The 25,157-nt window shown below is 42.8% G+C and carries 19 protein-coding genes; all 19 read right to left on the bottom strand.

The genetic code is table 11. The features are described from left to right. Positions 1-189: 189 nt before the first annotated feature. The 19 genes from G5B11_RS10490 to G5B11_RS10400 all read right to left on the bottom strand — a co-directional run bounded on the left by G5B11_RS10490 (position 190) and on the right by G5B11_RS10400 (position 24,850). Entirely contained in the window at positions 190-1,458 is a 1,269-nt protein-coding gene (locus G5B11_RS10490; RefSeq protein WP_173728040.1) for an anti sigma factor C-terminal domain-containing protein, read from the bottom strand. Continuing rightward, positions 1,455-1,955: an RNA polymerase sigma factor gene (locus G5B11_RS10485; RefSeq protein ID WP_173728038.1), complete on the bottom strand. Its 501-nt coding sequence runs from the start codon at positions 1,953-1,955 to the stop codon at positions 1,455-1,457. Before G5B11_RS10485 ends, G5B11_RS10490 begins: the two co-directional genes overlap by 4 nt. A 213-nt stretch (positions 1,956-2,168) precedes the next feature. After that, a complete protein-coding gene (locus G5B11_RS10480) occupies positions 2,169-3,224 on the bottom strand; it encodes a D-alanyl-D-alanine carboxypeptidase family protein (RefSeq protein WP_244092978.1) in 1,056 nt (351 codons plus the stop codon). Continuing rightward, positions 3,221-4,381 carry an FtsW/RodA/SpoVE family cell cycle protein gene (locus G5B11_RS10475; protein WP_173728036.1) on the bottom strand — a complete coding sequence of 387 codons (1,161 nt, stop codon included), beginning with the start codon at positions 4,379-4,381 and terminating at the stop codon, positions 3,221-3,223. The genes G5B11_RS10480 and G5B11_RS10475 overlap by 4 nt, the downstream gene beginning before the upstream one ends. Positions 4,382-4,390: 9 nt before the next feature. Then, a complete protein-coding gene (gene minE, locus G5B11_RS10470) occupies positions 4,391-4,630 on the bottom strand; it encodes a cell division topological specificity factor MinE (protein WP_158420977.1) in 240 nt (79 codons plus the stop codon). Positions 4,631-4,660: 30 nt separating this feature from the next. Next, positions 4,661-5,449 (bottom strand): septum site-determining protein MinD, encoded by a 789-nt coding sequence (minD, locus tag G5B11_RS10465; protein WP_158420978.1) that lies wholly within the window; start codon positions 5,447-5,449, stop codon positions 4,661-4,663. Positions 5,450-5,497: 48 nt separating this feature from the next. Next, positions 5,498-8,404: a penicillin-binding transpeptidase domain-containing protein gene (locus G5B11_RS10460; RefSeq protein ID WP_330603122.1), complete on the bottom strand. Its 2,907-nt coding sequence runs from the start codon at positions 8,402-8,404 to the stop codon at positions 5,498-5,500. Further along, positions 8,389-8,916 (bottom strand): rod shape-determining protein MreD, encoded by a 528-nt coding sequence (gene mreD / locus G5B11_RS10455; RefSeq protein WP_158420980.1) that lies wholly within the window; start codon positions 8,914-8,916, stop codon positions 8,389-8,391. The genes G5B11_RS10460 and mreD overlap by 16 nt, the downstream gene beginning before the upstream one ends. After that, complete coding sequence (gene mreC, locus G5B11_RS10450; protein ID WP_173728034.1) at positions 8,906-9,796, bottom strand: rod shape-determining protein MreC; 891 nt, start codon at positions 9,794-9,796, stop codon at positions 8,906-8,908. Before mreC ends, mreD begins: the two co-directional genes overlap by 11 nt. A gap of 19 nt (positions 9,797-9,815) precedes the next feature. After that, positions 9,816-10,829: a rod shape-determining protein gene (locus G5B11_RS10445; RefSeq protein WP_158420982.1), complete on the bottom strand. Its 1,014-nt coding sequence runs from the start codon at positions 10,827-10,829 to the stop codon at positions 9,816-9,818. A gap of 23 nt (positions 10,830-10,852) precedes the next feature. Next, the gene (gene radC / locus G5B11_RS10440) at positions 10,853-11,593 is read right to left on the bottom strand and encodes a RadC family protein (protein ID WP_244092977.1); all 741 of its coding nucleotides are present in this window, start codon (positions 11,591-11,593) and stop codon (positions 10,853-10,855) included. A gap of 155 nt (positions 11,594-11,748) precedes the next feature. Then, positions 11,749-13,653, bottom strand: a complete 1,905-nt coding sequence (locus G5B11_RS10435) for an amidohydrolase family protein (protein WP_173728032.1) — start codon at positions 13,651-13,653, stop codon at positions 11,749-11,751. Positions 13,654-13,695: 42 nt separating this feature from the next. Further along, a complete protein-coding gene (locus tag G5B11_RS10430) occupies positions 13,696-15,306 on the bottom strand; it encodes an NAD(P)/FAD-dependent oxidoreductase (protein WP_173728030.1) in 1,611 nt (536 codons plus the stop codon). Beyond that, the gene (locus G5B11_RS10425; RefSeq protein ID WP_173728028.1) at positions 15,303-16,520 is read right to left on the bottom strand and encodes an NAD(P)/FAD-dependent oxidoreductase; all 1,218 of its coding nucleotides are present in this window, start codon (positions 16,518-16,520) and stop codon (positions 15,303-15,305) included. Before G5B11_RS10425 ends, G5B11_RS10430 begins: the two co-directional genes overlap by 4 nt. Before the next feature lie 72 nt (positions 16,521-16,592). Next, entirely contained in the window at positions 16,593-17,870 is a 1,278-nt protein-coding gene (locus tag G5B11_RS10420) for a methionine gamma-lyase family protein (protein WP_158420986.1), read from the bottom strand. After that, positions 17,867-18,811 carry a tRNA (adenosine(37)-N6)-dimethylallyltransferase MiaA gene (gene miaA, locus G5B11_RS10415; protein WP_173728026.1) on the bottom strand — a complete coding sequence of 315 codons (945 nt, stop codon included), beginning with the start codon at positions 18,809-18,811 and terminating at the stop codon, positions 17,867-17,869. The genes G5B11_RS10420 and miaA overlap by 4 nt, the downstream gene beginning before the upstream one ends. Beyond that, positions 18,811-20,820 (bottom strand): DNA mismatch repair endonuclease MutL, encoded by a 2,010-nt coding sequence (gene mutL / locus G5B11_RS10410; protein ID WP_173728024.1) that lies wholly within the window; start codon positions 20,818-20,820, stop codon positions 18,811-18,813. Before mutL ends, miaA begins: the two co-directional genes overlap by 1 nt. Positions 20,821-20,826: 6 nt before the next feature. Beyond that, positions 20,827-23,445, bottom strand: a complete 2,619-nt coding sequence (gene mutS / locus G5B11_RS10405; protein ID WP_173728088.1) for a DNA mismatch repair protein MutS — start codon at positions 23,443-23,445, stop codon at positions 20,827-20,829. Between the two features lie 136 nt (positions 23,446-23,581). Continuing rightward, the gene (locus G5B11_RS10400; protein WP_173728022.1) at positions 23,582-24,850 is read right to left on the bottom strand and encodes a tyrosine-type recombinase/integrase; all 1,269 of its coding nucleotides are present in this window, start codon (positions 24,848-24,850) and stop codon (positions 23,582-23,584) included. Between the last annotated feature and the right edge of the window lie 307 nt (positions 24,851-25,157).

Here is a 25,157-nt window from a genome sequence, read left to right as displayed (position 1 = left end):
CTTAGACACATATAATAATTTTTGCTAAAAATCTTATTTAAGATGTTTCAATTATAGTGTATATTATCAAAAATAGCAAGCCCTTTTTAATAAAAATTGTATATTTTTTACATGTTTTGTAATTCTTTTCACAGGTAATATCACTCGAGGTTTTGTATCATGTATATGGCAAAATCCGGAGATATACTTTTATGAAAGTGGAGCAGACTGGATATAACTTACATGGCTGTCATCATACAGCTGTTGAAGAGTATTTTTCGTAGCGCAGATTGCAAAACCATAAGTTTTCAGCCCATTCTCGTCTATCCAGGTATTTATCTGTGAAAAATCATCAGCCCAGTCTGAATGACCAAGCATTTTCAGAATATCATCATGTTCACACATATAGGACAGCATACTCTGGAAATGGGTTTTCATTGTAGCTTCGTCTGATATATCTGTATATTCTTCCTTCTCATCATCTAACAGGGAAAGATAAGGATACTTTTCTCTGTCCCAATTCATTGAGGAACCGGATGGCTCCGGGGAAAATCCAACCGGTGGATAAGAAATAGAATGTCCATCCTGATTCTGGGCGTAAACAGCACACCACAGATCTCCTGCATTCAGGCTTCCCTGCTGATCCAAAGTATTGATCCAACTGATAAATGTGCCATAATCTGTGATCTCTGACAGAGAAACATAGGCCAGATACCAGTCCGTATCGTTGTAACCTGCAATCTGCTCTTTGGAAGCGGCAATATCGTCTTTCATACTATCCTCTTCTGTTACATTGCCCTGTTCATCCTTTGTATAAATCACCCGGTTACTTGTATCTCCTGGAATATAGAACTGAAGCAAAGGCTGTGCAAGCACATTACTGTCATACAGTGTCAGCTTTCCACGGACCAGTTTACCGCCTGCAGAGGTAAATCTGCCATTTCTGGAAATTGTCTGGGGAATCTGGATATCATAGGCTCCATAACCAAGCGGCATTGCGCTTACATAATCTCTGTGTCCTCCTGGCAGGAAAAGTTCTGAATAAACGGATAGATCCAGACTCATCTGCGTGGTAGATATGCCGGTTTCACTGCTTGTGCCAGCAGATCTGTTTGGATTGTAATAAAACAGGGATACCACCTGGGGAAGGATAAAAACAGCACATAGGATGATTACCAGAACCAGCCCCCCAGTGATCACCCCCAGTTTAATGAATGCTTTCCGGAGAGTCTTTTGAATCTGGGAGGTAAGCTTTTTCTGAAAGTCACTTTCAGATTCATCTGTTGTTCTTTCAGAACAGGGTTCAGTTCCAGACTCAGCTGCCGGAAAAACAGTGTCTTCCAGACCAGGAATATCCCCTTCTTCATAAAGATATTCATTGATGGCATCCTGCCGCTGAATATCCTGCTCTATTTGCTGTCTTTGCTGCTCATTTAATTTGCCCTCTTTATATAGCCTTAAAAGCTCCTTATACGTCATTTTCTTTCCTCCTGGTATTCTTTATCCATTAATGCTTTAAGTTCCTTTCTGGCCCTGTATGCCAGGATACGCACATGCTCCGGAGTCAGGTGCAGCACTGCAGCGATTTCCTTCTGGGAAAGGTGTGCAAAATACTGAAGCTGCAGCACTTCCTGTTTCCGGTTTTCCAGCTTGCGGATCCCATCATAGAGATTTTTTAATTTTTCCTCCTGAAGGATCTGATCTAAAATATCTTCTGTAAGCTGGGCATCTGAAATATCTTCAGACAGTACCTCCTTTTTTGCCTTTTTCTGATGATTGTAAAACAGATTTCTTGCCACTGCGTACAGCCACGCCCGTATATTTCCATGACTGTCCGAAAGGGACAATAAGGCTTTCAGAAAGGTTTCCTGAAGGAGATCTTCTGTCAGCTGTCTGTTCTGGCATAAGGAAAACAGGTACAGATATAATTCTTTTTGAAATTTTTGATATGTTTCTTCCAATATCTTTTTATCCATGCTTTACCTGCCTGCAGTGCTTTCTTTATTGTTTGTATTCTACTTATATAACAATCCAGTCTGTAAAATGTTACAGATTATAAGAAATTATTTTGTGGTCTGAAAAAGCCACCTCATGCAATGCATCATGCCTGGCATAAGGTGACTTTCTGTACCTTTATAAGATTTGAAGGTTTCATATGTGGTGATACCGCCTGTGGGCAACGTACCTGTTTAGTTAATATGCTGTAAAAGAGAAGACATTTCCTGGTAAAGCAGTTCCTTGGAAGAAGCGCCCATCACAATGGATACAAATGGCTGTCCATATGCATTCTGGCAAAGAAGGGCCAGACAATTGCCTGCCAGGCTGGTAGTTCCTGTTTTTCCACCAAGGATCTTTACATCCTTAGGTGTTGCAGCTTCCCCTGTAAGATAATGGTCTGTAGCTTCAAGTACAGTACTCATAGTGGAGCCATCCGCTTTTGTATATTCTACTGTATAAGAAGGAAGCTGCGTGATCTCTGTAAAGGAAGGATAATTCATTGCCTCCTTCAGCATCAGGTAAATATCATAAGGAGTTGTATAATGGTTCTCGTCCTGAAGACCATGAGGGTTGGAAAAATGGGTTCCTGTACAGCCCAGCTGTGCAGCATAGCTGTTCATCATATCAACAAAATTATCGGTTGTGCCTCCAATATGTTCTGCTATGGCTGACGCAGCGTCATTACCGGAATATACCAGAAGACACCGTACCAGCTGTCCCATAGTAACCTTATCTCCTGCGCCAAACCCGCATACCTGGGAACCATCCTCCAATGTAACATTTTCCTGGGTAATGGTAACCGTTTCGTCCATATTACCGTATTTCAAGGCAAGCATGGCAGTCATGATCTTAGTAATACTGGCAGGATAAACTCTTTCATATGCACCCTTTGCAAATAGTACTTTATTGTTTGCAAGATCGAATAAAAGCCCCTTCTGGTCAGTTTCCAATGCCACTCCGTCAAGAGGTGTATCCTGGGCTGAAACTACCAGATCCTTGGCAAAACCATTCCCTTTCAGGGAATCTCTGGCTGTGACAGAAGAACTAAATTCATTGAACGCTTGAAAAGGGATTACCGGTGTACTTAAAGAACCGCCACGTAAAGTATAAATAGCAAAAACTCCGCCTCCAACAACTGCGATCAATAATAAAACCAGAAGAATGGTATGACGGATCCGCCTGCGGCGCATTTTTTTTAATCTGGCTGCTTTGTTATTTACCGTTCTTCTTGGTTTAGCTGATGTCATAAGTATTCCTCTTTCTCATATATTTCTTTTCTTTGGATTTCTTTATTGTATGCACTGCTCTGAAGACCTACATTCAGAACAATTCCCATTCCGATATAAAGACTGATCAGTGAAGTCAGGCCATAGCTTACAAAGGGAAGAGGCGTACCTGTATTGGGAGCAAGTCCTGTGGCTACACAGATATTCAGAAAGCTTTGCAAGGCCACAATACTGCCAATACCGCAGCAAAGGATCCTGCCTGCCATATCCTTTGCACGAAGACTCATCCTGATACATTCCAATGCAATGGCCATTAACAGACATACGACCACTGTACAGCCGATAAAACCATACTCCTCTCCTGCTACTGCAAAAATAAAGTCAGTCTGGTTCTCTGCAACAAAGTTCCCCTCATTTACAGAGGATGTGCTGTCATCACCTGTAAGCTTTTTCCCTACAAGCTCTCCTGAAGCAATGGCTGTTTTTGAATTATTCTGCTGTTCAATATTTTCAGAGTATTCTTCATTTTCAGGATACAGGAAGGACATAATTCGCTTTCTCTGATAATCCTGGATCAGCTTCTGATCCGGCTGCACAACGATGGAAAGAAAAATAATAATCAAAGGTATTGCAATCAGAATTGCCCCTCCTATGATCCGGTACCGTAGCCCGGCCATATATAAAAGAATACAAAAAACCAAAGTAACCATAATGGTATTCTTCATATCCGGCTGTGCATAGATCAGCACTAGCGGGATTGCAAGCAGAATTGCTGCTTCTGCAAGAACTTTTAATGTATTCAGATCTTCCTCATGATCCATAAAAAACTTCGCAAAGAACAAAATAATAATAATCTTGGAAAGCTCAGTAGGCTGGAAACGGAATCCGCCGATCTGAAGCCATCTGGTAGCACCACCTGCATTGGATCCGAACAGCCGGACTCCTAAAAGCATAACAATATTAACCCCATACATGATCCACTGGAAATTAAGGATCCAGGAATAATCCATGAGGGACAGAACCACCATAACGATCAGCCCAAGAATCAGACCAACCAGCTGCTTGTTTCTCAAATCTGCCCTGGCACTGGTCACAAGTACAACTCCTATGGAACTGATGGCAATCAGGAGCAGTACAAGTCTGAAATTATAAAAGCGAAGTTTATATTGTTTAATCATATGTTATTATCAGTCCTTTTTCGTAAGTACAGGAATATATGCCATGATCACAGCCGGATCTTTGGAAATCTTGACCCTGACCTGATCTTCTTCTACCACTACGTATTTTTTTACTGTATGTATCAGATCACTGCGAAGCATTTTTATCATTTGCGGAGAACATTCAATACGTTCAGAGATCAGAAGAAGCTTCATACGATCTCTGGCATACCCGGCTGAACGCCGTTTTTCACGCAAAATGGATTTCATGTAAGAGATCCTCCTCATATATGCCTGTTATTATTTTTTGAATATACTGCCAAGTCTGCTGAACATGCCTTTTTTCTGACGAATGGTAACAAAAGGAATATCTTCCCCAAGAATACGTTTGCAGATATTCTGGTATTCTTCCTCTGCCTGGGAATTTTTACCTGACAAAGGCTCTCCCTGATTAGTAGCCACTACGATCTGCTCGTCATCCAGGATCGTACCCAGAAGATCTACAGCCAGGATCTCAAGAACATCATCCACAGACATCATATCGCCCCTGGCGATCATATCAGGACGCAGGCGGTTAATGATCAGCCGAATATCACGGATATCGCCAGCTTCCAGAAGACCGATGATCCGGTCTGCATCACGGATAGCAGAAACCTCAGGAGTAGTAACCACAATAGCCTTGTCTGCACCTGCAATGGCGTTTTTGAATCCCTGCTCAATACCTGCCGGACAATCAAGAAGAACATAATCAAATTCTTCCCGTAATTCCTGGGTCAGCTTGATCATCTGCTCCGGTGAAACGGCTGTCTTATCCTTTGTCTGAGCAGAAGGAAGAAGATACAGCTCCGGGTGACGCTTGTCCCGGATCAAGGCCTGTCGCAGACGGCAGCTGCCATTCACCACATCTACAAGATTATATACGATCCGGTTCTCAAGACCCAGAACCACATCCAGATTCCGAAGGCCTATATCTGTGTCTACCACTGCTACCTTTTTGCCTAGCATGGCAAGACCGGTACCGATATTTGCAACTGTGGTCGTCTTGCCTACACCTCCTTTACCGGAAGTGATCACAATAACTTCACTCATTTCAATGAATCCTCCTAAACAAATTGTTCCAACTTTCTGGTGGTCTCTTTAGTCATTTGAAACATCACTTGTATCGCTGGAAGCCATACCTGTGATAATGGATTCTTTATCAGCAAGTTCAAAAATGTATTTAAAAATATCATTAGCAATCAAACATGCATTACCAGAGGTATATCCGTTTGCAATACGCACGGATATAGCATACTTAGGATCTGTGGACGGTGCATAGCCAATAAAAAGGCCATGATTGGGATGGTAATAATCCACCTCAGCTGTTCCTGTCTTTCCGGATACAGCCATGCCCAGTCCATTAAACTGATTGTGGGTCTGTACTACCCTGTACATACCGTCATGGATATCGTCCCACACATTCTGTGGGATCTCTGTAAGGTTGTTAAGGACAACCGGATCATAAGTCTGCAGAGTCTGGCCGGACGCATCCTTTACATTGTCAAGAAGAGACAGCTGGAATACAGTTCCTGAATTGGCAAGAGCTGCCGCATATCTGGCAAGGCCTACTGTAGTATAAAGGTTCGTACCCTGTCCGATATAAGACGGAACTGCATATTGGTTGGATACCTGCGGTGTTGCTTCTGAAAGCTCAATCCCACTCTTCTGATCCAGTCCTAACAAGGAAGCGTATTCCTTCAGCTTTGACAGACTCTGATTCTCAGAAAACTGGTTATCACCAACCTTACCAAGCTGGAATCCGATCATACTGAAATAATAGTTACAGGACTGCTCAATGGCACTGCGGATATCCAGTGCACCATGTCCATAAGTATTCCAGCAGTTGATGGGCGGTGTAACATAATCAAAAGATCCAGTACAGTCAAAATAAGTGCTGTCATCGATCACACCTTCCATCATGCCTGCAATGGTGGAAACCAGCTTAAAGGTAGAACCAGGCGCAGTAGTCTGTTGGGTTGCCTTGTTAAAGAATGGGCTGGACTCATCCAGTGCAAGCTTGGTGTAGTAATCCGTATCCATGTTATTTGTAAGACGGTTATTGTCATATCCTGGATAAGTAACGCAGGCAAGAACCTTCCCTGTGTGTACATCTACCAGTACTGCAGATGCAGAACATGGTTCAAGTGCCAGCTGTGCAGGCTCGATCTCCAAAGTGGAAATCTTGCTGACCATAAAATCATATGCACCCATAGATCCGGAAGCAAGACTTTCGTACATACCGTCATCCTTGGACAGGATCCCCTGCTCATAAAGCACCAGGCAAAGCTCCTGACCGGAAATGGTATCTTCCTGAAGCATGTACTTATACAGCAGCTTTGAAAATCCGGTGTCTGTTTTCAGATAATCAATAATATAATCGGTAAGACTGCGGTATACTTCTGCTGAATCCAGGTACTCTCCTTCCGGGGAAATCTTGGAAATATCGATCCAGTTCTGACTGGTGGCATAAGTAAGATAATCCTTCAGACTGATACTTTCATCCGTTACCCAGGCTTTGTAAGTGTCATCAGATGTGTTTACAGCATCACTTTTGATGATCTTTAAGGTATCACGCAGCATGTCATTACAGATATAGGAAAGGTATGCCTGTATCTGAACATCTTCATCCTTGTAAGCTGGTGGATTGTCTCCTGTAAGCCTGCTGTCTATTATATCAAAAACCTGCTGCTGCTTTTGTTGAAATTTGGCATATAAGTTTTTTTCTATATCAGAGGCGTTTTCGTTCTGAAATTTATTAATATCGATCACACTGTTTTCCACCAGTGCATTGTAAACATCATAAATAGGGATCCGTATCTGGCTGGCGTTTTTGATCCCTTCAAAGTCAAAGGTCTTGGATGCTTCAATCTTGGAAAGAAGAATACCGGCCACCCTTTGCTTTAAGATCTCATAAATACCGGACTGCCAGTCTGTGTCTATGGTGATCTGTACATCATTTCCTGCAATCGGAGCCACCCTTGTATTCTCATCAATCTTCAATACTTTTCCAAGATTATCAACCGAAACAGTCTCATGGCCATCTGTACCCTGCAAAGTCAGCTCCATATACTGTTCCAGACCGGCCTTTCCTATAATAGTATCACTGGAATAATCCGGATTCTGTTTGCGGAGTGATTCCAGCTCTTCAGCAGATGCCTTTCCTGTATAACCAAGGATAGGTCCCATGCTTTCTTCGTCAACATATTTACGTATGGAGTCATCCACTACTTCGATTCCCTGAAAGGAAGTTTTGTTTTCCATGATAGCGGCTACCGATTCTTCACTTACATTTGTTGCAATGGTAACCGGCATATATTTCTTATAGCTGTTTGTATTCAGTTCATAACGGATAATGGCAATCTCAAGGATCTCCTCTTTTGTCAGCTGGGAAGGCAGCCCATGGGAAGATAACTCTTCTTCTGTATAGGCATTGTCTCCTTCAAGAACAATGGAGAATCCCCCACTTTTAGACCCACCAAGAAATGCCACCATATCTGCTGCTGTGGCATTTTTTTCTTCTTCTGTAAGGTCATCGATCAGCGGATGACCATAAATATCTGCTTTAAAACGGTTTAAAGTAAAGCCTTCATCTACATCAAAGGCATATTGTCCATTCTCATCTATATAGATATGGAAACTGTTGGACAGACTGTCTCCGTTTTTCTTAAGGATTTTCAGTACCTGATAGGCGATGCCGTTCAGGGTAAGGTTCTTTTCCCTGGTGGTATTATATGTGCCATTATCCTCAAAAGTAAGGGAATAAGACAGGACATTGGAAGCGATGATCTCCCCGTTTCTGTCCAATATATTGCCACGAGTACTTTTTAAAACACGGTTTTTGGTGGTTCTTGTCTGAAATTTATTGATATAATCTTCTCCCTGAATGATCTGCAGGTCAAAAAGCCTGCGGACCAGGATGCAGCCCATAAAAATAAATACCAGGGCCAATACGGTTGTTCTTTTTATGCTTATTTTTTTGAAAAATCGTTTTATTTTATTACCCACATTGACTCACTTTCTTTCCTTGCAATATCCATAAATCGATAATTGATAAAACGGAATACCCTGTATACGATCAGGGTCAAAAATACGGTATAGGCTGCTTCCGGCAAAATGATCCGGAACAGATAGGTATGAAGTCCCAGCCTGCCCCTAAGAAGGAATTGCAGGCCATAAACAGCAAAATTATAAAGAATATCTCCCACAGCAGCCAACACCATAGGTACCTTAATATCATCATCATAATAGATTCTGTGGGCATACCCGCTGAAAAAACCAATATACATATAGATCAGTGCATAAAACCCGAATAAGGATCCATAAAAAAGATCCACCAGCAGCCCGGAGAAAAATCCGGTCCACAAGCCCATTTTCCGTCCACGCATAAGTCCCATGGAAACGGTAAGGATCAGCATCAGATTAGGGGTAATGGATCCAATGGATATCAGATTCAGAATGGTACACTGCAATAAAAAGCATATAATGATGGTAATAAACCATACAATCTTACTCTTCACTGGAAGCCTCCTGCTGTATGGAATCCTGTTTGTTTACTGTGATCACAAAAACATCCTTAAGATGCTGGAAATCTACAGGTGTAACAATCGTGCCTGTCTTTGTCAGATTGTTGCTGTCCTGCTCCACATCATTTACATAGCCAATAAAAAGACCTTCAACGTATTTCTCACTGATGTTAGAGGTAACGATCCGCTCTCCGGCAGTAACTTTATTTTCCTGATCGTAAAGCTGTTCAAAACGAAGCTTGCCTTCATCGATCAGCTCCAGGTCACCGGTAATAACACAATTATCAGATGTGCTGACAGTCATGGCACTTACACTGCTGCTGTCATCAATGATAGAACGTACCGTAGCCCATCCGGGGCCCACTTCTGTTACGATTCCAACCAGCCCCTTTCCTGCGATCACATTATTATCTACACGGATCCCGTCATTGGAGCCTTTATTGATCATAAACGTATCGTACCAGTTCCCAGGATCCTTGGAAATGATCCTGGCAGCAACCTTGGGATAATCTGCATATTCAGCATCAAGCTTATACAGTTCCCGCAGACGCAGAAGCTCCCCCTGATCCTGGATCAGCTTGTTGTTCTGCTGAGTCAGATTATCAATCTGGTTTTGAAGTTCTTCATTTGCACTGATCAGCTCCTGCTTATCCTTCAGACTTTGTCTTGTGACAGACAAAAGCTGCCCGATCCTGTTAATGCTTTTCTCAAAGGGAACCACCACAAGTCCTGCTGCTTCCTGTAAAGGAGCTGTGGCAGCACCGGATGCAAATGTGGCTACAATGCAGCTTACGCAAAACAGGGTCATAACTGCAAGCAGATGTTTACTTTTCAGATTGATCCGAAAATGGATTTTCCTTTTCAGGTTTTTCATTTACTATATATCCCCTAAATTACAATTTTCTCTGTTTAATGGGCTGTGCCCATTTACGAAGTTCTCTGTTCTTCATGATTTTTTCAAGACCTGTCACTGCTGAATTCTCATACAGAGGTGACAGATTGAAAGCAAATCCGGTATAGCTGGCAAGATACTGGTCTATGTATGGAACCCTGGTGCTGCCGCCTGTAAGGTAAATACCCTCTTTGGCCACATGATAAGTGATCTGGGGCGGAGTACGCTCAAGAAATGTTTTCATTTCAGCAGCTATCTCGTTCACACAGTTCATGATCCCATCATTTACCACATAGGCAGAAATAATTTCTTCTCTTGGAAGCCCGGAAACACTGTCGATTCCAACTACTTTTCTGGCTTCTTTACGTTGATCCGAAAGACGTCCCATAACAATCTTCAGACGCTTGCCTGTACGAGTACCGATCTGAAGGTTATACCGCTTGCGCACTTCACTGCAGATAGCCTCATTCATCTGCCTGCCTCCAATTGGGATCTTACGGCTGATAATGATCTTGCCCCCGGTAATAATGGAAAAACGGGTCGTCTGGGCACCAATGTTTACGATCATACTGCCCTCATTCTTCTCAATATCAACCCCCATGGCAATAGCGTCTGCAATGGGGCTTTCTACCATATAAACCCGGTTTTTACGAAGCCAATGTCCGTTTGCCACCTGGTAATAGGCTCTTTTTTCAATGGCCGTCATATCCAGTGGAACGGCAAAATACATTACTGATCCAATCCCAAGGATCTTATCGATTCTGCGCATCATACTATATAATACGATCTCCTGCAATTCCAGGTTGGCAATCATACCAAAAGACATAGGGGAAGTTACGGAAATACCCACAGGTGCTTTCTCAAACATCTCATATGCTTCATTACCAACAGCAATGATCCTGCGTCCTTTGGATGCGATCATATTTTTCTCTAAATAACTTTTATTTCTGATCAGAGAATATACCTTTACAGAACTGCTGCCAAGGTCTATTCCGTATGTTTTTTCAAAAAGCATGCATCTGCCCCTTTATCACAAAACTATTCCATCATTCCATTTTCTCTAAGGCTGGTGTATGTATGATCCCCGATAATAATATGATCCAGCAGAGTAATACCAAGCATTTCCCCGGCACGGAGAATACGCTGTGTTGTCTGTATATCTCCTGCACTTGGCTCTGTTACCCCACTTGGGTGGTTATGTACAAGCACAATACAGGTGGCATGATATTTAAGGGCAGCAAGATATACCTCCCTGGGGGTGATCAAAGTGCTGTTCACTGTACCCTTGGATAAAATCTCCTCTCCCAGAAGATGGCTGCGCGTATCAAACATCATGCACAGAAGCAGCTCCTGTTCTTCGTGTCTGAGCTGCTCCATATAATACTTTGCAATTGTATCCGGGCTATTCAGTGAGAGCTGTGGTCTTGCTGCCTGACGTGCCATCCGCTTGGATAATTCCCCGATACATTTCAGCTGGATGGCTTTTACCTTGCCAATGCCGTTTATTTTCATCAGTTCCGGAAGGGACATATGCAGGATCCCAAGTAGTCCGGGAAATGAAGTCTTCTCTGTATGATTCAGTATTTCGTGTGCAAGCGTAAGAGAACTTGCGTCTTTAGTGCCGCTGCGCAGGATCACTGCCAGCAGCTCACTGTCGCTTAGAATCCCAGGGCCATCCTTCAGGCACTTCTCATATGGGCGCTGAGAGGGCGGCAGATCCATCATCCTGTAAGGTCTGCCCTGTGCCGGTAATGTATGGATTTGATCTGATTTTTTCATATGATTCCTTAGCTTCTGGAATACGAAACCCATTTTAGCATAAAAACAGGGGGATGTACACTCTCTGAAAAAATTTAATTTCTTTTTTATAAAGAGTATGGAAGCTTATAATGAATACACAAGCCTGCAGATATGCCATACCTGCAGGCTTACTCTTAACAGATCCTGTATAAAATCTTTTCAGTTTTTCCTTTCTTTTCTCCACTCTGGATCAACTGTCCTGTCTGTATATCATACCAGTACAGCCCGGTCCATGCCCATGAAAACATGGTAAGAACAAGGCTTACCTTATAACAGGAATAGGCACTTCCATTCACTGTGATCTGCTCTGTTCCCAACTTTTTGGCGGCAAATTCACCAAGGTTCATGGCTCCCCGATTGTTGCCTGTACCGATAGAATACAGCAGGATTTCATTTTCACTGGATTTAAGAAATGCAGGAAGAGCCATTTCCATCATTTGATACCACAGGCTGTCTTCGATACGGAATCGTTTGTCCTGCTCTTTGCCTTTAAAAGTGCCTGTCATATGAATAAAACTGCTCTCTTTGACTGCTTTTAAGAAGGTATGATCAGAAGAACGTGTATATTCCCAGGAAATAAGAGAAAGGTTCCTGTCTGCCTGGCAGATCTCTTCAGACCAAAGAATACCCTCCCGGGTAATCCTCTGTACGATCTTTCCAGAGGTATTATACCCGGAAACATCCAAAATCTTCTCTTCCTTTCCATCTGTGCTTGTCAGTCTGATCTGATTCACAGATGTTGGATAATGAAATTCAGGGATATCATAGCTTTGGATCACATTCTGGGAATATACGATCTTTCCTTTGCAGAAAACCTGATGGATAAATTGGATATTGGAAATATCCTGGGATGGATCCTGGTCAAGAAGGATCAGATCTGCTTCCATGCCTTCTTTTACAAAACCTTTCCGGTCTTCAATCCCCAAATGCCGGGCTGCATTGCCAGTTGCAAGTGTGATGGCTTCCATAGGGGTTAAACCTGCTTCCACATAATAGGCAAGTTCCTTATGCTCCACCTCGCCGCCCATCATTTCCAGCATATTGTCAGTACCCATGGCGATAGGGATTCCTGCGTCATAAAGTACTTTCAGATTATGAAGGCTGTTTGTCAGACGTGCTGGATCTTTTTCATAGGTCATAGCATTTACAGTAGGTACAAAGTGTGCACCGCTTTCTTTCCAAAGGCGGATCAGGTCATCATCCGGTTCCAGAGTCTCATCCAGAACGCCATGTTCAATGCCATAAATCCCTGCTTTCAGCAGCTGTCGTACATCTTCTTTGTAAAATACATGGGCAGTGGTCTTCAAACCGTTTTCCTTGCCTTCACGGATGATCTGCTCCATAAGCTCTTTCTTGATCTTGGCAATAGGGATCTTTTTATCAAAATACCAGTAATCACCTCCCTGATACGTGAATTTCAGAAAATCCACATTGGCCTTTTTTAGTTCCAAGATTCCTTCATGCACCTGCTCTGGTGTGGTAACTTCAATGACCATTTCCTTACGGATCCAAGGATTATCTCCTCCCAGTGTATTGGCAGGATGTCCATCCGGAGCAGTGAAGTTAGGACCTACGATCAGCAGCTCCGGACCTTCCAGCCTTCCGGAACGAAGCTGTTCACGAAGCTGATAGATGAAATGTCTGGGAGCACACAAATCTTTAATGGTAGTGATTCCGTATGGAAATACCTTTTCCTGGAAGATCCTGGGCACTTCGTCCTTAAGAAATGCCATATTGTCTGCTTCACAACGGTTATTCAGCCCCTGAATATGCACATGACAGTCAATAAGGCCTGGCATCAAGGTCTTACCCTTGCCCTGGATCACCTGTGCACCCGGAATGGCCAGCGGATCAGAAGAAATATAACAGCCCCTAAAACCATCTGGATTACGCCAATCAGCGGAATCCCAAATATCTTCGGCATACCTGTTTCTCCTTCCTTTACACAGATATCCGAATTTACTGTTATTTTCCGAATATCTGTTCAAAATATGATGCAAACATTTCTTTTGATGGAATTGCCATTCCTTGTTTGTCATTCCCCAGGATCAGAAGTGTATCTCCGGGCTTGATTACTTGTGTCAAGAGTTGTAATCAGCATCACTGGAAGGAATAGAATACTTCCGTGCAATTGCCTCTGCTACTTTCAGTCCATCCATAGCAGCAGAAGTAATCCCCCCTGCATAACCTGCACCTTCACCGCAGGGATAAATCCCTTTTTTGCTTCCTTCCAACTCCTTATCCCGGACAATCCTTACCGGGGATGAAGTACGGCTTTCTATTCCGCACAAAAGAGCATCCGGTCTGTCAAATCCGGGCAGCCTTTTACCAAATGCCAGAATCCCTTCTTCTATAGAATCTCCGATTTCTTCAGGAAGAATCTTTCTTACATCTGTAAGTGTATAAGCACCGCAGATGCAAGGCTTGACCTGACCAAAGGAGGTACTTTCCTGATGCTTCTGATAATCCTCAAACAACTGTACCGGCACTTTTCCCTTCCCTGCTTCCCAGGCTTTACGCTCCAGATCACGCTGAAACCGGATCCCTGCCATAGGACCATTTCCGGGAAAATCATCGGGTGAAACAGTTACGATAATAGCACTGTTGGCATTTTCACTGTCCCTGGCCTGATAACTCATACCATTTACCGCCAGCATCTGCTCTTCTGAAGAGGCATTCACCACATATCCGCCTGGGCACATACAAAAAGAATAAACACCCCTTTGATTGTCACAGGTATGGGTCACTTTATAGCTGGCAGGCCCAAGTATAGGATTCTCGGCTTCCCCGTAAAGAGCCTGATTGATCATAGACTGGGGATGCTGGATCCGAAGTCCTACAGCAAAGGATTTGGATTCCATATCAAGTTCTTTTTCATAAAGCATCCCAAAAGTATCTCTGGCGCTGTGGCCGATTGCAAGGACACAGATTTGTGCAGGAATCACTTCCTGATCATTAACCTTTACTGCCTGCAGCTTATCCTGTTCAAAAATCAGATCCGTTACCTTTGCATTGAACCGCACGGTTCCACCCATTTCCTGGATCTGGTTCCGGAGATTTTCTACAATTCCAACCAGCATGTCTGTGCCTAAATGAGGCTTTTGCTGGTAAAGGATCTCCTCTCCTGCCCCTGCTTCCACAAAGCGCTTCAATACCTCCTGGTTACGGCCAAAGGTATCTTTTACAAGGGTATTTAATTTGCCATCAGAAAAAGTGCCTGCACCGCCTTCTCCAAACTGAACATTGGAGTCAGGATCAAGTACGCCGTTTTTCCAGAATGCTTCAACCTTTTGCTGCCGCAGATGTGCTTCCTCACCACGCTCCAGCAGCAAAGGTGCATAACCTGCTTTCGCAAGATACCAGGCGCACATCAGCCCTGCAGGACCGCTTCCAACTATGACAGGTCTGGAGTGTAATGGGGCTGGCCCAGGTTTAGGAAAACAATAGGCCTTTTCGTTGGTTAACGTAATGTTTTTATCGTGAACTTTTTTTAATATACGGTTTTCATTATCTGTTTTTACATCTATGGTATAAACAAATTTTTTGTCTTCTTTATGTCTTGCATCCAAAGACTGTCTTCTGATTTGATAGGTAAAAGGCTGATTTTGAAGATGCAAGGCTTTTTGTATTTTCTTTTCCAAGGCTGCTGTGGTATGCCCGATGGGAAGCTTTAGCTGACTGATTCTGATCATATGTTTTCTCCCTGCTTATAAGAACTACCTGTTACTCCTGCACTGTGAAGTCCTGCACAGGCACCGCTGGACCAGGCCCATTGAAGATTATAGCCGCCGCAGGTGCCATCCACATCCATCAGCTCCCCTGCAAAATACAGTCCGGGACATAGCCTGGACTCCATAGTATGTGGATCGATTTCACTGGTATCAACACCGCCGGAGCATATCTGGGCCTGTTCATAGGGCAGGTATCCACACACTTCCAAGGGAAAGCGTTTTAATAAACGGGGCAGTTCTATATGACGTTTTTTTGAATAATTACAGATTACTTTGTTAAGCTTTTCAGGAAAAAGGCCGATCAGAAGTTCTCTTTCATTTTTTTGTGGACACCTTTTTTTTCGATTTTCCCAGAAACGATCCAGATCGGAAGTGTGGATTTCAGGCATAAAATCAATGCTAAGTGACACTTTTTCCTTGTTATAAAGGCTGCGGATCCCATATCGGCTGATCTGAAAAACCGGGATCCCGGAAATGCCATATTCAGTAAGCTGGACTTCTCCTTCTGCCCTATGCCTGGGGCTTCCATCAATTAGAAGAGTCACATTTGCCTGTGTCCGCACTCCTGCCCATCCGGAAAAATAGCTGCCGCTGCATTTGAATGCTGTAAGTGCAGGCAGGGGCTTGATGATCTTATGTCCAAGTGCTGCTGCAAGCTGATAACAGCTGCCGTCAGAACCAGCAATCGCTGATGCACTGGAACCTCCGGAAAGGATCACCGCATCTGCTTCATAATGCCAGGTTTTTGTCAAAACGGTCCATTTGCCCTTTTTCTGATGCAGTTCTGTAGCCTTTTCATTTGTTTTTATTTTCACTCCCAGCCGGACAGCTTCCATGCATAGAAGTTCTGTCACACTTGATGCCTGACCGCTACGAGGATAAATATAATTGTTTTTATTTACCGGGCAAAGACCCAGCTCTGTGAAGAAATCTAAAGTATCAGAAACAGAAAATGCTTTCCTGGCAAAAGATGAAAACTCCGGATCTGAGCCACGGTAATCCTCTGGCTTCTGGCTCAAGTTTGTAAGATTACATTTTCCATTTCCTGTAGCGGAAAGTTTCTTTCCTGGCTTATCATTTTGTTCCAGCACTGTAACACGGGCACCGGCCCTGGCAGCCATCACAGAGGCTATTAAACCGGAAGCACCGCCGCCTACAATTATCACATCTGACATAATATTCCTCAGCTATTATTGACAGATACCAGGAGCAAATGACTTTGACCCTGGTATCGCATTATTAATAATTTAATTTAAAGAAACAAGCTTTGCATCCACAAGCTTCTGAAGAGACATCATCACTCCTAGCTTTGCATGCTCCCAGGTAAGACCTCCCTGGAAATATACGGCATATGGCGGTTTTAATGGACCGTCTGCAGACAGCTCAATAGAAGAACCCTGGACAAAGGCACCTGCTGCCATGATCACTTGGCTGTCATAGCCTGGCATATCCCATGGTTCAGGGGAAACATAGCTGTCTACTGGTGCAGCAGCCTGGATCCCCTGGCAAAAAGCGATCAGACCTTCCGGTGTTCCTAAAGTAACAGCCTGGATAATGTCCTGTCTGGGTTCTTTGGAATCCGGAACAACCGGAAAACCAAGCCGCTCATAAATATTGGCAGCAAACACAGCACCTTTTAATGCACCTTTTGTTACCATAGGTGCCAGGAAAAATCCCTGGTAAAATGACCGGTTAACTCCTAAGGTAGCACCTACCTCCATGCCAAGGCCAGGACATGTCATGCGGTAAGAAGCATTTTCCACACATTCCTTTGTACCTGCAATATAACCGCCGATAGGCGCAAGTCCGCCGCCTGGGTTCTTGATCAGGGAACCCACCATCATATCTGCCCCTACATCACTTGGCTCAATGGTATCTACAAATTCACCATAACAGTTGTCTACCATACAGATTGCATCCGGTTTTATGGATTTTACAAAAGCGATCAGTTCTCCGATCTGCTTTACAGAAAAAGAAGGTCTTGTCTGATATCCTTTGGAGCGCTGGATCGCAACAAGCTTTGTTTTTTCGTTAATAGACTTACGGATATTTTCATAATCAAAGGTACCATCCGGCAAAAGATCTACCTGACGGTAAGATACCCCGTATTCCTTCAGTGAGCCTTTGGAAGGACGGATCCCAATCACTTCCTCCAATGTATCATATGGTTTTCCGGCCGGGGCTAAAAGCTCATCTCCGGGCCGAAGATTTCCAAACAGGGCAATTGCCAGAGCATGAGTGCCACAGGCGATCTGTGGCCGTACAAGGGCTGCTTCTGTATGAAAAGTATCAGCATATACCTTTTCCAGCGTATCCCGGCCATGATCGTTATAACCATAACCTGAGGAAGAACCAAAGCATTCTTCACTTACTTTATTTTTCTGCATGGCCAGAAGCACTTTCATCTGGTTATATTCTGCTGTTTTATCAAACTGTATAAAACGTTCTTTTAAACTTTCTTCTATTTCGTGGCAAAAATCATAAACTCTGGAAGAAATCCCCAGCTGTTCATAAAGTTCTTTCATAATATTCCTCTTTCTTTACAGCATGAAAGCATGTAATTTAATATTTCCTGGTCATTATAAGCAAATTGATCCTTGTTGACCCAGATCACATCCTGTTCTCTGCGGAACCAGGTCAACTGTCTTTTGGCAAAATGCCTTGTATCTCTTTTCAGAATACATAATGCTTCATCTAATGGATATTCACCTTCAAGGTACGCAAGGATTTCTTTATATCCAAGCCCCTGCATGGAAACCATTCCCTTATGGCAGCCCATTTTCTGAAGGTTTTCCACTTCTTTTACAAGTCCGTTTGCAAGCATTTCGTCTACGCGGGCATCAATCCGCTGATACAAAAGCTCTCTTGGCGCATTCAATACAAAATACGCCAGATTGTACGGGCTGCTCCTCTCTTTTTGCTCCTGATTATGGCTGGAGATAGGAGTTTTATTCTGATGATAAAATTCCAGTGCCCGGATGACCCGTTTTACGTTATTTTCATGGATCTCTTCTGCGCTTACAGGGTCTACTTCTTTCAGCATCTGGTGCAGATAATGACTGCCTTTTTCCTGTACCATCTGCTCCAGTTCTTTGCGATAATCGTCTTCACACTGTGCCTGGGTAAAATCAATATCTCTTGTAACTGCCTGGATGTAAAATCCGGTTCCACCTACCAAAATAGGAATATGTCCATTTGCATAAATCTGAGACATGGCTTCTTTTGCCATCTGTTGAAATTTTACAATATGAAATTCTTCATCCGGTTCCAGTACATCTACCAGGTAATGGGGCACACCATCCATTTCGCTGGGAGTGATTTTGGCAGAGCCGATATCCATATGCCGATACACCTGCATAGAATCTGCGGAAATGATCTCACCGCCGATTGCCTTGGCAAGGGCGATGGACAATTTTGTTTTTCCTACAGCAGTAGGGCCGGTTAAAACCAGTAAAGGCTGCTTCATTATATGATCCTCTTAAATTTCTTTTCTATCTCTGTTTTTGTCATGGAAATGATGGTTGGCCGGCCATGAGGACAATGATAAGGATTGTTAAGAGTCAGCAGCTGGTCGATCAGCTGGTCAGCCTCCTGGAAGGACAGTTTGTTATTTCCTTTCACTGCTGATTTGCAGGCCATAGTAGCTAGCCTTGCTGTAAAAATATTAAATGCATCCTTTTCCCCTTCTCCTGCCAGGTTATCTAGCATTTCCAGGAAAAGATCTTCCTCGGAAAATCCGTACAGGTCTGCCGGTACTGCGCTGATACTATATTCACGGCCGCCAAAGGGCTCGATCTCAAATCCTGCTTTTTCAAAAAACTCCCGGTTTGCCAAAAGACTTGCTTCCTCTTCCAGACTAAGGCTTACGATCAGCGGAGGGCTAAGATATTGGGAATGTGTTTCCTGTTCTTTAAATTGTTTTACAAAACGTTCGTAATTTACTTTTTCATGAGCGGCGTGCTGGTCAATGATGAAAAAACGATCATCAAATTCTACCAGCCAATAGGTTTCAAACAGCTGGCCGATCAGACGGTGACGACTTCTGGATTCAGGTGCCAACAGCTTTTCCTCAAACAACTCCAGTTGTTTAGGAGCCTCTTGCTCTTGCTTTAGGATTTCCGACTCCAATGTTTTGTGGGATGAAATATTTATGGCTGAATCAGATATTTCCTGCGTTTTCAGTTTTTGCGTTTTGGATTCCTGTATTTTCGGCTCCTGCTTGTCAATAGGATCGGTTGTATTTGCAGATGATTCTTCTTTATGAAGATTTCCGCTGAAAAGAGCTTCTTCTGCCTTTGTAAATGTGTTGCTTTTATAAACCGGAAGTTCTTCATAAAGTCGATCCTTCTGAACAACCGGATGTATATTTTGCTGCATCTGAGTCAGCCTTTTTGTTTCAAAAGGCTCAGGAATGTCTTTTCGTTCTACGATTGTTTTTGCTTTGGCAGCAGTTTCCTCAGGACCTGGTGAGACCTTTGGGATCATTTCCCTGTGAGTCAGTACATTTCTCACTGCTTCATAAATGCAATCATATACTTCAGGCCCTCTTGCAAAACGGACTTCCATTTTCCTTGGATGAACATTAACATCCAGATCATTTCCTGTCATCTGGATATGAAGAGAAACAAATGGAAATTTGTGCTGCATAAGAAAGCCTTTATAAGCATCTTCTATTGCTTTTGCAATAATATTATTTTTTACATATCTGCCATTAATATAATAGTTTTCAAAAGAACGGGTGCCTCTGGATATTTCAGGTTTTCCCACATATCCCTGGATCTTCAGAAAATCATTTTCGTAAGATACCTCTAAAAGCGCCCGGGCAATATCCCGTCCGTAAACATTATAGATCACATCTTTAACATTATAATTTCCAGAAGTATGCAGCTTAACCTGCTTATTCTGAATATATTTAAATGAGATCTCCGGGTGGGAAAGTGCCAGCTGCTCCATTAATGAAGAAATGTAATTTCCTTCTGCTACATCGGATTTCAGGAATTTGCTTCTGGCAGGCGTATTATAAAACAGATTTCTTACAAGAAATGTAGTACCTTCCGGAGCACCCATTTCTTCCATAGATTGCTCTGCTCCTCCTTCGATCACATAACGGACTCCGCTTAATGCAGACGGAGTTTTTGTGATCAGTTCCACCTGAGAAACTGCTGCAATACTGGAAAGAGCCTCTCCACGGAATCCGAGAGAGGCAATGTTTTCCAGATCTTCTACTTTTTCAATTTTGCTGGTGGCATGACTTAAAAACGCAACCGGAACCTGATCTGCTTCCATGCCGCTTCCATTGTCTGTGATGCGGATCAGCCGTTTCCCACCGTCTGCAATCTCAACCGTCACAGCAGTAGCACCTGCATCAATGGCATTTTCTACAAGCTCCTTTACTACGGAAGAAGGGCGCTCCACCACTTCTCCGGCTGCGATCTTATCTATGGTATGTTTATCTAAAACTGCTATTTTTCTCAATATTTATCACCATCTGTTCTTGATCTTGTTCTGAAGATTGTAAAGTGTATTCAACGCTTCCATAGGAGTCAGATTTCCGATGTCTATGGATTTTAATTCCTCAATGATATCATTATCCTGTACTGTATCAAATAAAGACATTTGTGCCATATCTACCTGATCATAAACAACTTTTTGTTTTTTCTTTGGGGCTGTAAGATCCTTTACTGCGGCTGTAATATCTGCATCGCTTAGTTCTTCTACCAGTTCTTTGGCACGCTGGATCACAGGCTCCGGTACGCCGGCAAGCTTGGCTACCTGGATACCATAACTTTTATCAGCTCCCCCTTTTACGATCTTTCGGAGGAATACAATATCATCCCCCTTTTCTTTGACTGCAATACAGTAGTTATTCACACCTGAGATCTTGCCTTCCAGTTCGGTAAGCTCATGGTAATGAGTGGCAAACAGCGTTTTTGCACCGCACAATTTTGTATTGCTGATATGCTCGATCACAGCCCAGGCAATTGCCAGCCCATCAAAGGTGCTGGTTCCTCTTCCAATCTCATCCAGGATCAGCAGGCTTTTGGAGGTTGCATTCCGCAGGATATTGGCAACCTCTGTCATCTCTACCATAAAGGTACTTTGACCGCTGGCCAGGTCATCAGAAGCCCCCACTCTGGTAAATATCCGGTCAACAATCCCGATGGAGGCTTTCTGAGCTGGAACAAAGCAGCCAATCTGTGCCATCAGCACGATCAGTGCAGTCTGTCTCATATAAGTGGATTTACCCGCCATATTAGGGCCGGTAATAATGGAGATCCTCTTTTTATGATTGTCCAGGAAAGTATCATTGGCAATAAACATGTCATTTTCAATCACACGTTCCACCACTGGATGACGTCCGTTTTTAATGTCAATGATCCCATTTTCACTTACCTTGGGGCGCACATAATTATTCCGTTCTGCTACAAGTGCAAGAGATGCAAAAACATCCAGGGCGGCTACAGCCTTGGCAGTACGCTGGATACGTACCACTTCATTTCCAACTTTATCCCTTACATCAGAAAACAGCTGGTATTCCAAAGCATAAAGCTTGTCCTCTGCACCAAGGATCACATCTTCCAGGTCTTTTAATTCCTGTGTAATGTAGCGCTCGGCATTTACCAGGGTCTGTTTGCGGATGTAATTCTCAGGCACAAGTTCTTTAAAGGTATTGGTTACTTCCAGAGAATATCCGAATACTCGGTTATATTTGATCTTTAAGGATTTGATCCCGGTACGCTCCCGCTCTCTTGCTTCCAGTTCTCCCAGCCATTTCTTGCCATCCGTACGGGCTGTGCGGAATTTATCTACATCCGGATTATATCCTTCCCGGATGATGCCGCCTTCCTTCTGGGCAAGTGGTGGATCTTCGATAATGGCACTTTTGATCAGGCCTGTTACATCTTCCAGATCATCCATATCTTCGTAAATCCTCTTTATGATAGGAGCATCAAAATCCTTCAGGATCTGCCTGATATAGGGGATCATCTCCAAAGAGGATGCAAAGGCTACCAAATCTCTGGGATTTGCTGATTTATAACTGATCCGGCTGATCAGTCGTTCCAGATCATAAATTGGATTCAGGTATTCACGGATCTCATCACGCAGCATAGGCTTTTCTTTCAGCTCTTCCACTGCCATAAGCCGGTTGTTGATCTCATCTACATCGATCAGCGGCTGCTCCACATAAGAGCGAAGCGTCCTTGCCCCCATAGCTGTCCGAGTTTTGTCCAGTACCCATAAAAGGGACCCTCGCTTCTGCTTTTCACGCAGGGTTTCCACAAGCTCCAGATTGCGGCGGCTGGAACTGTCGATCAGCATATATTTCTCAGCAGTGTAGGGATGAATACTGGTCATTTGGGATAAAGCTGTCTTCTGCGTCTCTTTTAAATAGAGGAAAAGAGCCCCTGCAGCAACGACGCCGCTTTCATAATCTGCGATCCCAAGACCATCCAGTGTATTCACATGAAAATGATCCTTTAAAACACGTTTACAGGATTCATCGTCAAAATACCATGAATCCAGAGAAAAAATACAGATTCCCAGTCGATTCTTCAGGTCATCTGTATCTATTCCGCTCATATTAAATGCATCGTTACAGATGATCTCAGCAGGTACAAATTTATTGATTTCATCCAACAGCTTCTGAGGCTTATCTACTTCTGTGAGGAAACAGTCGCCGGTGGTAACATCTGCAATGGCACAGCCGAAATGGTCTTCAATAGAAACAACCGACATAAGATAATTATTCTTTGTTTCATCCAAGGCCTGTGCATCCAGTGTAGTACCAGGTGTAACAATCCGTATTACTGCACGCTTTACCAGTCCTTTGGCAAGCTTTGGATCTTCCACCTGTTCACAGATCGCCACTTTATGTCCACGCTCGATCAGACGGTTTATGTAGGTTTCTGCAGCATGAAAGGGAATCCCACACATAGGTGCCCGTTCTTCCAGACCGCAGTCCTTTCCGGTGAGGGTTAGTTCCAGTTCCTTTGAAACCATGATGGCATCATCAAAGAACATTTCATAAAAGTCGCCCAATCTGTAAAAAAGGACACAGTCCTTGTACTCTTCCTTAGTTTTACAGTATTCCCTCATCATCGGTGATAACTTGGTAGTATCGGCCAAAATCCCAGTGTTTATGCGGGTTTTGGGCTTCGCTGAGGCCGTTTTGACCCATATATTACCCATATCTGTATTCGAACTGGTATTCTGGGTTGGTTTTTCTGTTGGCAATTTAATTTCCTCTTTCTTCTGTATAGTTTTCTGAGAACTTTGCATATTCCTTTTTCATAAATTCATCCTCAATATGGGTATAATAATGCGTCATCCTAATATCTGCATGGCCTACTATTTTGGCAGTAGTTTCTGCGGGAATTCCTGACTGTATGCAGCGTGTAATAAATGTGTGCCGGAACATGTGAGGATGAATATTTAACAGCACAGGCATTCTCTTTTCCAGTTCAGCAAGTTTTTTTTCATTTGCATTTATTTTATCCATGATTCTTCTACATTCTTTACTTGCATCGTTAGGCGTATATGCTTTGCCGTTGCAGGTGGTAAATACCAGATCTGGATACATCGTTAGTAAACTGTTTTCGTCTCCCCAGTGCTTACATTGCTTTTTATCAGCCGTTTGTTTTGCTTTCCACATGAGAAGTGCTTCTGAAACTTGTTCTGACAAAGGAACATTTCTGCAGCTTTTGGTTTGTTTCGGGGTCGTTATCTGTATAACAAATTTATGTTCCGGAAGAGGATTTCCATCATTGTCATAATATATGGAAACCTGGTTCAGAGTTTTATTGATATGAATTAATTTATTATCAAAATCAATATCTGTCCATGTAAGAGCACAGGCCTCCCCGATGTGCATTCCTGTATGTATTAATAGATAAAATAGTTCATAATATCTTGTATCTTTACATGCCTTAAAAAAAGTTTCTGATTGAGTTACACTTATGCACTGCAGATCTTTTTCAACATCATTTGATGCCGGTGCATAATCCCTGGCAGGTAATTTTATATCCTGGACTGGATTTGATGGTATCATTTTACTATCAAAAGCTTTTTGGAACATCAGTTTCAATATTGTAAGTGAATGAACGATAGTGGCACGTTTATAGCCTTCATTCTGTAAACTTTTGATTACACTGAGAATATTATCAGGTTTTACCTCAATCATCTTGAAGTATCCAATATACTCCCTTATCCTTTCATATCCATTGACGTAATTGTTAATAGTAGTATTTTTCTTACTATGGATAACGTAAAGTTCCATCCATTTGTTGTACCACTGGGATACAGTTATACTGAGATCATAACCTGCGATTCCATAACTTTTGCCTTCCAAATATGCACTCCGTGTTTTTTTTAGCTTTTGAAGGTTTGTTGCATACAAAGATACATATTTTCTTGTGCCTTGATTGTATATTCGAGTTTCATATCTGCCATCTTTACGCTGGCGTATTCCTTTTCCTAATTCCTTTCCGTTTATTCCTTTTCCCATGTTTTTCTCCTAAAACACAGCTCGACAGTATAATAACATGCCCCAAAAAGAGTTTCAAGACATGATTTTGCAATCTAATATCTGCTGAACCGACTTTTTGTCGAACTACCATTTCTATGGCAGAAGTATTTGTATAGCTCTTATAACGCATAAATAACCAAAAGGGGCTGTGAAATAAGTCCCTAAAAGAAATAGGACCATTCGTTCATGCGAAAGGTCCTATCAGACTGTAGACAAACTTGGTGTTGGGTGTTATGCCCAGCACCATTTTTCTTTTAAAACTTCTTTTCTTTTTATTTTCTTCAAA

The organism is Blautia glucerasea, from assembly GCF_013304385.1.
Taxonomy (GTDB): domain Bacteria; phylum Bacillota; class Clostridia; order Lachnospirales; family Lachnospiraceae; genus Blautia_A; species Blautia_A ammoniilytica.
Note: the sequence above shows the minus strand (reverse complement) of the source record. Positions and strands in the feature narration are given on the sequence as shown.